Source organism: Microcoleus sp. K4-B3 (assembly GCF_036704615.1).
Classification (GTDB): Bacteria; Cyanobacteriota; Cyanobacteriia; order Cyanobacteriales; family Microcoleaceae; genus Microcoleus.
This window is the reverse complement of record NZ_JAUBSF010000141.1, coordinates 1-10,034: the sequence shown is the minus strand read 5'-3', so window position 1 is coordinate 10,034 and position 10,034 is coordinate 1. Positions and strand designations below refer to the sequence as shown.

Below are 10,034 nucleotides of genomic sequence, written 5' to 3'. Positions count from 1 at the left end.
TTTGACTAAATGGTTCGTTGAAATCTTTTGTCGAAGTGAGTGAAATTTTGGATCATTTTTTCGTTGGAACACTCTTATAGAGCAGTGCAACCCCGATGCGGCATCTGTACCTTTGGTATGTTACAAATTTTTCCAAGCAATTAGCAAACTCGTAGATGCCACTCTTGTTACCCAGGAAAGAAATAAAACGCCCTGTAAAAGTTAAAAGAACACAAAACATTATTTGTAGATTTCAAAGCGAGCAAAATAAATACTTTACTTAGTGGAAATGCTGCTGGCAATTAAAGGCAAAAGTAATGGCTTTTTAGCTAAGGTTTTAAGCTATCCAGTTTATGCAGAATTCAATCAATGATTGGCGAAAAAGCAGGTTTTTAGTTTAAATTGTCTATGAATGCAGTTGGGTTCAAAACCACTTATGCGAATTGTAATTGTTGGTCAAAATGCCTCAACTAAATTCGGCGGCGAGGCATTGCTGCCGCTGAACTACTTCCGGATACTTCGATCTCGCCAAAAAGAGATCTGGTTAGTAGTCCACGCGCGCACCCAGGCAGAACTGACAGCGCTGTTTCCAGAAGAACGCGATCGAATGCACTTTGTACCCGACACTTGGCTGCACCGGGTGCTTAACAATTGCGGGCTATTTATCCCTGCAAGAGTGAATGAATTTACTTTTGGGCTGCTCAGTCACCTCTACACCCAAGTGCTACAGCGTCGTATTGTCCGGCAGCTGGTGAGCGAACAGGAGATTGATATTGTACACGAACCGACACCAGTCTCGGCAACAGTTCCTTCGTTGATGTTCGGATTGGGAGTGCCGGTAGTTATCGGGCCGATGAACACGTCGGTTAAATTTCCTCTGGCTTTTCGATCGCGCCAAAATCTTACCATTGATATTTTAATCGAAATCGGTCACCAGTGCGTCGATTTCTTCAATCGTCTTTTTCCCGGTAAAATCAAAGCCGAGACGCTGTTAGTGGCAAACTATCGCACGAAGCAGGCACTTCCGGCTGGGGTGCAGGGTAAAATTATTGAAGTTGTGGAAAACGGCGTGGATTTCTCGGTGTGGCGATCGGACTCTACCTTATCAAAAGCAGCGACCGGGCAGGTTCATTTTATTTTTTTAGGCCGGCTGATCGACTGGAAAGCTGTAGACTTGCTGCTGGAAGCCTTCGCGGCCGTCGTCGCTCAAACTGATGCAGTCTTGGAAATCATCGGGGATGGGGACATCCGAGGGGAACTCGAAGCTCAAACAGCTCGTTTAGGCATCGACAGCAGCGTGGTATTTAGTGGCTGGCTGTCTCAGGAGCAGTGCGCTCTCAAAATGCAACAAGCTGATACAATGGTTTTCCCCAGTTTGCGGGAATGCGGCGGGGCAGTGGTGATGGAGGCAATGGCAGTGGGCTTGCCAGTCATAGCAACGAACTGGGGCGGCCCAGCGGATTATATGGATTCCACTTGCGGTATTTTAGTAGAACCAGCTTCTAAAGAAGGCTTTGTCAAAGGACTGACAGATGCGATGCTGAAGCTCGCTCATTCACCCGAATTGCGACAGAGTATGGGTTGTGCGGGACGGGAGCGCGTCCGGCAGCATTTTGATTGGGAACGGAAAGTCGATCGAATACTGGAAATTTATCAACAAACGATCGACGCTTGCCCGAAGCATTAGGTAGCCGACCATCAAAGCAGCAGCTCTCACGTTGAGAGCTGCTGCTTGGGGGTGCTAAAAAAGTATGTGGTGGCCCAAAAACCCCACTCTACTTCCTAGCTAGCTAAAAACGGGTTAACCCGTTTGGTTAACCCGCGAGCTTGGGAACGCGCAGAGCGATTAATTTTGCACTACCAGCTTGACGTTGGCGTTTTGCAAACCGCGCTGCTTGACTCCTGCCAAGGTCTTGTTAACTGCGTACTTCTGGTTGATGGAGTTGATTAACTCAGTTTGATTGTGCTTTTTGGCGACGCCCCAGAGGTCAGCAATCAGGTCAAAGGAACCATCGCTATTGCGAGACCAACCCAGGTCATATTCGCCTTCCAGAATCGCCACGATGTCGGAGCGAACGCGCTGACCATTATAGCCACGAACATCAGCTTCTGACTTGACTGAAATGCCCAAGTCGCGCAGGGAAGCTTTCAGGATTTCGGCATCGGTGATTTTGGTACGCAGAGTGCTAAAGTGAGACATTGGATTTCCTCCTAATAAAACTGAGAGAGAAACAACAACGGTCTGGATTTAACGGTGCCGCTGGGCGGCTCTTCAATCGAACTGCTAGCTGTTGCTAGCCTTTGCTCCTGTTTGGATCAGGAGAAAGCTTTTAGAATTCCATTCGCTGGTATTCAGCGACGGAAGACGCAGCGGGCCGTGCACGCTGTCTAGCCCAATCTCGCAGGGCGGTGACCTGTTCGGTCATTGTTTTAGACAGTGGCATTGTGGATTTAATGGCCGCGATGATGTCTAGCTGCGTAAACTCTCGATCTTGAGCAAAGGCTTCGTACATGGCTGCCACTAGCGCTTGCTCAATCTCTGCACCTGAAAAGCCGTCGGAAACGTTGGAAAGTTGCTCTAAATCGAAGCGAGTAATTTCCCGACGCCGCTTGGACAGGTGAATCTTAAATATATCTTGGCGTTCTTCTTTGGTAGGCAGGTCAACAAAGAAGAGTTCGTCGAACCGGCCTTTCCTCAAGAATTCTCCCGGCAACCGCTCGATTCGGTTGGCTGTTGCCATTACGAAGACTGGGGAAGTCTTTTCTTGCATCCAAGTGAGGAAAGAACCGAAAATCCGGCTGGAGGTGCCTCCGTCTGAGTCTGCCGAACCCGTGCCTCCTGCAAAGGCTTTGTCTAGTTCGTCGATGAAGAGGATGGCTGGAGAGATGGATTCTGCGGTTTTCAGGGCGTTGCGGAGGTTGGCTTCCGATCGACCCACCATCGAGCCGTCGTAGACTCTACCCATATCTAGCCTCAGCAGGGGCAGTCCCCAGAGGCGGGAGGTGGTCTTGGCAATCAGCGATTTTCCGCATCCCGGTACGCCGAGAATTAACATCCCTTTTGGTTGAGGCAGACCGTATTCTCTCGCCCTTTCTGTAAAAGCGTTGGAACGCTGCCTGAGCCACCTTTTTAGCTCTTCTAAACCCCCGACTGCATCCAGGGTTTCGTCTTCTTCAATGAACTCTAGAATGCCGTTGCGGCGAATTAATTGCTTTTTCTCCGACAGAACGATGTCTACTTCTTCTTCTGTTAGGCGCCCAGTAGAAACTTGGGCTTTGCGATAAACCTTTTCAGCTTCGTCCTTGGTCAATCCCAAGGCTGCTTTTAAAAGTTTTTCTCGCGCTTCTGTGGTAATACGTCGCGATTTTGTTTGCTCCAACTGGCCAGACAATACTTGGTTTAGTTCCTTCATGTCTGGGAGCGCGAAGTCTAATACGACTACTTCCTTTTCTAGCTCGATTGGAATTTGCTGCAAAGGAGACATCAGTATAATTGTCTTTTGCGTTCCTTTGAAGTTGGCGATCGCATCGCGCAACCACCTCGTTACGGGAGGAGAATCTATAAAAGGATGGAGATCTTTGAAAATGTAGATGCTAGCGTTACTGTTGGGTTCTCGCTGCCTGATCACCCATTCAATTGCTGCCTCTGGCGAAACGGTGTTGTGCTGGGTGGTGGTGCGGGGTTGACCGTACTCCACAATGCCGTGAGTTACAGTCCAGATAAATACTCGTCGCTGTGGTTTGGCTTGAGCTATTGTCGAAATTGCTTGCTCACACCGCTCTTCCTCGGATGTCACGAGGTAGATCAGAGGATATTGAGCTTGGATTAGAATACTGATCTCTTCTTGCATAGTCCTCGACCCACTAGAGACGGTGCTATCTTTGCTGAATCTCAATGCTGCCCTTGGCTCTGTTACTGAAAATTTCAGTTCTAGCTTTTTGGGGAAGCAAGGCATTCTTAGCAGGGAACCAATTCTTCCTCTCCCGGTTTAGCCGTGCTGGCGCTGACGCCGGACACCTGCTTTACTGGAAGATCCTGCTCAGCCAATACGCTCGGCTGACTTGTTACGGATGCCAGTTCTCCATCTCGCATTACTACTGAACCCGTGCATTCTGGACAGTTGTATACCCGATGGGTTTGTCCGTAGGAGGCTTCCACTTCGTCAACCAGTTCGGGGTTTCCTAGGTAGAAGACAATTGCCCTTTCTGCAATTGATGACATCGGTTCAGTTTCGACTGCGGCTCGGATTTTGAGCTGGCGATGCAGTTCAGGTGGAAGATACAATGTAACTTTTTGCTTTTCTTGCATATGACAGTGAATTGACTTACCCGGGTATGTATATCAGATTAGCCGCTTCATTCTTTGCTGTCAAGCCTCTATGCTGCTTTAGCGTCATCTTGTAATATCTCGTTACATTTGACGTGACTCTGGGTCAGTTAACAACGGAAAACTGAGGAGTGTAGCTGATGAGGCAGAGGTGCAGCGGCAGGTATGGGTAGCGTCAAGGACGATCGACCAACTATAAATATGAACAATAGATATATAGGACTAAGGCCAACAAATCCTTTGATTTGCCATCTGGGGTAAGGTACACCATAAACACCCAGCCCGCTCATAAGTGGTGAAGAATACCTGCAATGCGAATATCGAGTCCAAAGGCTTCTGCTTTTACAAATGTACTAATGGCATCAAACGACATCTTGCTGTTGATACGTTGGGCTTTCCATTTTTCACCCACGCTCACTAAAGCCAATATATCCGATGACCAGGGCTTGATCGAAATGTTGAGTCACAATCTCGATTATTTTCGCGCCAAGCCTGTCAACATTCCTCATATCACCATCTTGCTGGACAATGGCTATCACGAGCGAGACAATTACCGCAGCCTTGCAAAAACTTTATCCCCAAATCATGACCAAGATCCGGTTTGAACTGGCACCCAAGCCCACAAAAGCCGAAAAAGCGGCACAAGGAAAAACGGGATTTGTGGTGGTGGCAACTCGATGGGTGATTGAGCTGTCAAATGCTTGGATGGAACGTTGTAAAAGTTTAGTCAAAAACTTTGAGAGAACCTTGAGTCATGCCACTCTGCCAAGCTCAATCTGTGTTTCATCCGACTCATGCTCAAAAGGCTGGCGAATGAATAGATCTCAAATGGGTTCTATAGGATTAAGGTCAACAAATCCTTTGATTTGCCATCTGGGGTAAGGTGCGCCATAAGCACCCAGCCCGCTCATGAGTGGTGAAGAAGTGCCCGAAACGCTTGAAATGTCATAGCGGGCGCTCGATCAATCTTCTTCACAAGATAGACTACTCGCAATAAATAATATCTATTGCCAATACCCAACGGCTACAATAACGCAAACAGGTTGATTGCACTCCTGAGCGGGCTGGCAATAACCACCCAGCCCAGTCTGGGGATAAGCACCCTACGGTTAGACTTTTGTGAGGACATTGCCGATACAAATCCGGTGTCGGGGCGCGCCACCAAGTTAGGCTTAGATGGGCATTTTTGATAGTTGTGAGGTGTCAGGCTCAAATTTAAGGGTGATTAGCCGAGCGGACCACCAGATATGGCAAAATCAATTAGCGTTTGCCTGGGAACCTCCGGCAATCCCGTGTCAAAACACCGCCCTTGCACAACATAATCAGCAATTTCCTTGAACTGCCGCAATTAATCCAAACACGATGTTAACTGGAATTCGCCTCTTTCTGGGAAATTGCAATTAATATGTTTTTCCAAATAATCAAATATTTTATCCGGCATAATTAGGGCTTGCTGAATAAATTGGAAAAGTAGATACTCTATGGCTTGTCTGACCGAAAAAAGTAGAGTAGTGCCAGAAAAACACCTAAAATAGGTCAAAACCCATGCATCACCATCTGCGAGCGTGTACCGAAAATTTGAGCTTGCTCCAAGTCCCCCATCCGACTTTGAACTCCCCTTCGGAGGAAAGTTGTCAGCCTTCAACCGTTGGGTAAAGATGGCCCGACTAATCCCGTGGTCAGAGTTTGAATCAGAAGATGCTGAAAACTTCCCGACAGTTATACCAATTTCATAAAATAGTGCTACAGTTGATAGATGTTGTTATGATTTTTTACCCAAATTAAGGATAGCCAATGTCAGGAGTTGTCAAGATTAACATTACCGAAACAGAAGCAGAAATCAAAGCTCTTTTGGGGAAAGTTAAAGATGCACATAGCCACGGAAAACTGCAAGCGCTCTATTGGCTAAAAACCCAAACCGTAGAAACTGTATCGTCAATAGCCGTCCGAGTAGGGAAACATCGTACCACAGATCGCGAGATGGTTGTGTAGTTATCGTCAAGGGGGAATGGCAGAATTATTATCTCAAAAAAAACGTTCGGGAAGGCCAACAATAATCAATCCTGAAACTCTAGATAGATTAGAGAAAGAGCTGCAAGAACCAGAAGGATTCAGTAGCTATAAAGAAATCCATCAATGGTTGACAAGCTGTTGTGAAATAGAGGTGTCATATCGCACAGTACATCAGTGGGCGAGATATCGACTGAAAGGAAAATTAAAGGTGCCACGTCCCGTGAGCGAAAAACAGAAAAAAGGTGCAGTAGAATAATTTAAAAAAAACTGCCATCCTTGATACAGCAGATTGCAAGTAAATAGAGTACAATTAATATTAGTATATTAATTACAGCCATGAAACCATTACCGATCGAGATCCCTTGAAAAAGTGGTCAAAGCTTATGAACAGGGTAACACATCAATTAGAAAACTAGCGGCTAGATTTGATGTGAGTAAATGTTTTGTCGAACGACTACTAAAACGCAAACAAATTACAGGAGATATCCAACCCTTGCGTCAAGGCGGAAGTCAGAAAAGTGAGTTGAATGGATATTCAAGTCAACTTCGTGATTTGGTAGAAAAATATCCTGATAGCACATGCGTCAGAATATTGTGAATACTGGGGTAATATTTATGGAAAATGGGTAAGTCCTAGTACCCTGTGTCGAGAATTGAAAAGACAGGGACTAACAAAAAAAAAGACGCTCCTCAGCAGTCAAGCTGCCACAGAGCGGGTGCAAAAATTAAGAGTAGAATACTGGAAAAAAGTGCAGAACATAGAGCCAGAAAATCTGGTATTTTTAGATGAGATGGGGGTATTACTCGGTTTGACGAGGAATTATGCTCGCTCGCCTTACGGCACGAGAGTATCTGATTTAAAACCATTTTATCGAGGTGCAAAAGTCACGGCGATCGGAGCTATAAGTATCAAAAAAGTGTTTGCCTTGATGACGATGAATGACTCAATGGATGGAAAGGCATTTGAAATATTTATAGAAAAAATTTTAGTGCCCGAACTATGGGTGGGAGCGGTAGTAGTCATGGATAATCTGCCAGCACATAAAATGGCTTCAATTGCACCGATGATTCAATCAGTTGGTGCAAGTATTATTAACTTATCACCGTATTCTCCTGATTTTAATCCCATTGAATTATGGTGGTCACAACTTAGGGACTTCCAAATAAATAATCATGCCAATACTGGCTCAGGGCGGTAAAAAATATCGATAAACCATTTACCGAGATTCAAGGGTTTGTCGTTGACCACGAATTCGCCCAGACGCTGAATCTGCGTTTCAACCTCAGCCCGGAGCGAGTTTGGTGAGTTTGACCCCAGTTTGGTAGGTTTGGGTGACGAGTTTCACCACGGGATGGTGACCGTTCCAAGTCATGGAGTGGGCGAATTGCAAAACCGTGTCAATCTCATCAAGAATGCTGCCATTCCAATGATTTTCCAGAACGCCCCAAGTCCGCTCAATGGGATTGTATTTACTGTGATCAGGCGGATAATAAGCCAATCGGAGATTCACCTGATGCCGAGAAAGCAAAGTCCACCAGCCGTTTCATAAACTGGGTGCGCCGGGAATGATTTTCTGGTCCATTATCCTGGTTGAGCAATAAAGTCTCGACTGCTGGGAACCGTCCGCGATGCGCCAACCACCAAGCCTCCAAAAGATCGACCATGAAGTCACTGGTGACTTTTGAAGTGGTGCAGTAGAGAAATAACTCGTCCCACTCGGGGAGAAAAATCCCGTAAGGGATGACCGTATGTTTCGGGGCTTTCGTCATGGTCACAAGCTTCGGTCTCGACCCGATTTTTGCCCTTCCGCGAGAACGGTCCGACTTTCACTCCGGCTTTGGCATCCAACGAGAGCCGTAATACAGTGGGGTCGGCAGCGGCAGCGACGTTAACGATAGCCAGTTGGTCAAAAATGGCATCGGTCAAGGCAATTTTTTTTGAGGTTTCGTTTTCCCGACTTTGCTGGGATAGTAGCCCAATTGATTGAGCCGCGTCCGAATCGTTTCGGTACTCGGCAAGGCTTCACTACTGTAACCGTTTTGCCCAATCAGTTGACGGCGGACTTCGGCGGCACTGAGGCGGGTATACAAACGATTCGTGGTGAACTTCCCGTCGGTCTGGCTTTGACTGTCTACAATGGCTTGAATGTCGCTCAGCAAGTTCGGTAAACGGCTTTCGGTGCGCTTTCTACCCCGCAATTTAAACGCATCGACACAAATCAGGTTGTGTGCGACTTCGCATTGCCCTTTGCGAATCAGGTCACGGTGCCAACCTAATTCGCGCTCGGCAAGGCGCTGTCCGCCCCGCCCTAGCTCCGCTACGGTTTGGGCCATAAACCGGCGACGGGCAGCACCTTGCAGGTGCTCGGCTGTCTCTTTAAATAACACTTTGAGTGAGTCTGTAAGTTTCAACATGGCTTCAGTTTAGTTCATGCAGTCCGGGACGATTTATTTTTTAGAAGTCCCTTAAGTCTTTTCTGCGTAAGTTTTCTCCAACTACGACAAAAATGATTGATACATTAATTGCCGTCGCCCTCGACAAACATGAATCCTCAACATCTAAAAAACTGGTTTACTAAATGCTGTTACTGTCCTCAATAAGCTTGCAATATGCTGTAAAAGCCAGCCTGAGTCAAAGTGAGAGCTTTTTAAAGCAGTGGTATAAAATCCGATATTGGAGCCAAGACGAAAGTCGAATGGGGCTACACACAATGTTCATTGAAGGAAATTAACTGGCAAAGGCATTAAGCCTCACGGAGCAGTGCAATGGGACTTGGGAGCGTGTCACTTTTGCGACAAGTATAAATACTCATCAAGACCAGAATAAGTAGGTCGGCATAAAAAAAACAAAGTAAGTAAAGAAATGTTCAGAGCGGGAACGGGAACTAAATTTAAAGCGATTAGTTGTATAATCTCCTCGTTCTCCTCTAGCTTCAATTCCATCAATTACTGCGTAGGCAAGATCTAGTTCGTCTTCAAACATTTTTCCTACCAGTTCATGATTTTTAAGTTGTTGCCATTCCAGTTCAATTTTGTTCATTTCTGAGCAGTATTCTGGTCAAAAGAAAATATACAAGCCCTGGCTTTCCCACTGGAACCATTTTTGTTGGACATATAGGGATTTGTGTATGGCACCGTTATCTTGAATTATCACTCTGATCCGTCCAGTTGATTTCATTTCTAATTCAGCTTGTTGAGCTTCATTTTCCATAATTATGATATATGATTCGCTACTGAAACTCCCAATAACCAAGCCATACGAGAAACTGATACACGGCTGTAGCCATCCTAAAATACTCAATCTTCGCCCCCTTCGTTTTGTTTGCTCTAACCGTTTTTGCGCTCCAATTGGGTAATATGTATATCCATTGGGGCTCCACAAACAAAAACCTGATTCATCCAGGTATTTCAGATCGATTTCTCCCGCCGAGTAGTGCCAATTCCAACATATCTTGATCTGCCTGTTTGATCGAGCGTCGTAATGGGTCTTGCTTCTGTTTATGGCCTGGTCGCGCTCGTTTCCAAATAATCTTTTTTTTGGTTCTTCCTTACTTGGTATGCTAAATCAATAGCTAAATCAGTCAAAGAAATTGAAAAAATATGTCAAAATATCAATCAAGTCCTTGTCAGGCTTGACAGGGAGCATAACACTTATGCGATGAGTACAAATACTCAGAAATACCATGCCCCTCATTAGTCCATAATTAAATATGTT

10 protein-coding genes and 2 pseudogenes are annotated in these 10,034 nt (G+C 45.9%); 6 read left to right on the top strand and 6 right to left on the bottom strand.

What is annotated here, in order from left to right:
* Window positions 1-415: 415 nt before the first annotated feature.
* The gene (locus tag QUA78_RS30590; RefSeq protein WP_333305824.1) at window positions 416-1,666 is read left to right on the top strand and encodes a glycosyltransferase family 4 protein; all 1,251 of its coding nucleotides are present in this window, start codon (window positions 416-418) and stop codon (window positions 1,664-1,666) included.
* A 159-nt stretch (window positions 1,667-1,825) separates the two neighbouring features.
* Here QUA78_RS30590 and QUA78_RS30585 read toward each other — a convergent pair whose 3' ends face one another.
* From QUA78_RS30585 to QUA78_RS30575, 3 genes are all read right to left on the bottom strand, one after another.
* Complete coding sequence (locus QUA78_RS30585; protein ID WP_333305825.1) at window positions 1,826-2,179, bottom strand: DUF1257 domain-containing protein; 354 nt, start codon at window positions 2,177-2,179, stop codon at window positions 1,826-1,828.
* 130 nt (window positions 2,180-2,309) lie between these two features.
* On the bottom strand, window positions 2,310-3,830 hold the full coding sequence (ycf46, locus tag QUA78_RS30580) for a stress-responsive protein Ycf46 (RefSeq protein ID WP_172188738.1): 1,521 nt from the start codon (window positions 3,828-3,830) through the stop codon (window positions 2,310-2,312).
* Between the two features lie 107 nt (window positions 3,831-3,937).
* A complete protein-coding gene (locus QUA78_RS30575) occupies window positions 3,938-4,288 on the bottom strand; it encodes a hypothetical protein (RefSeq protein ID WP_006635783.1) in 351 nt (116 codons plus the stop codon).
* A 374-nt stretch (window positions 4,289-4,662) separates the two neighbouring features.
* On the opposite strand from QUA78_RS30575, the gene QUA78_RS30570 reads away from it, so the two are divergent.
* From QUA78_RS30570 to QUA78_RS30550, 5 genes and pseudogenes are all read left to right on the top strand, one after another.
* Window positions 4,663-4,911, top strand: a complete 249-nt coding sequence (locus QUA78_RS30570) for a hypothetical protein (RefSeq protein ID WP_333305827.1) — start codon at window positions 4,663-4,665, stop codon at window positions 4,909-4,911.
* Window positions 4,912-5,871: 960 nt separating this feature from the next.
* Window positions 5,872-6,018: pseudogene (locus QUA78_RS30565) on the top strand (IS5/IS1182 family transposase); the annotation flags it as partial.
* A gap of 82 nt (window positions 6,019-6,100) precedes the next feature.
* Entirely contained in the window at window positions 6,101-6,298 is a 198-nt protein-coding gene (locus QUA78_RS30560) for a hypothetical protein (protein ID WP_333305829.1), read from the top strand.
* A gap of 16 nt (window positions 6,299-6,314) precedes the next feature.
* A complete protein-coding gene (locus tag QUA78_RS30555) occupies window positions 6,315-6,575 on the top strand; it encodes a helix-turn-helix domain-containing protein (protein ID WP_333305831.1) in 261 nt (86 codons plus the stop codon).
* Between the two features lie 310 nt (window positions 6,576-6,885).
* Window positions 6,886-7,518 carry an IS630 family transposase gene (locus QUA78_RS30550; RefSeq protein ID WP_333399195.1) on the top strand — a complete coding sequence of 211 codons (633 nt, stop codon included), beginning with the start codon at window positions 6,886-6,888 and terminating at the stop codon, window positions 7,516-7,518.
* Here QUA78_RS30550 and QUA78_RS30545 read toward each other — a convergent pair.
* The 3 genes and pseudogenes from QUA78_RS30545 to QUA78_RS30535 all read right to left on the bottom strand — a co-directional run bounded on the left by QUA78_RS30545 (window position 7,491) and on the right by QUA78_RS30535 (window position 9,701).
* Window positions 7,491-8,731 (bottom strand): annotated as a pseudogene (locus tag QUA78_RS30545) (ISAzo13 family transposase). The gene QUA78_RS30550 and the pseudogene QUA78_RS30545 overlap by 28 nt on opposite strands.
* A 400-nt stretch (window positions 8,732-9,131) precedes the next feature.
* Complete coding sequence (locus QUA78_RS30540) at window positions 9,132-9,359, bottom strand: hypothetical protein (RefSeq protein ID WP_333305833.1); 228 nt, start codon at window positions 9,357-9,359, stop codon at window positions 9,132-9,134.
* A gap of 18 nt (window positions 9,360-9,377) precedes the next feature.
* On the bottom strand, window positions 9,378-9,701 hold the full coding sequence (locus QUA78_RS30535; RefSeq protein ID WP_333305835.1) for a hypothetical protein: 324 nt from the start codon (window positions 9,699-9,701) through the stop codon (window positions 9,378-9,380).
* Window positions 9,702-10,034: the final 333 nt, after the last annotated feature.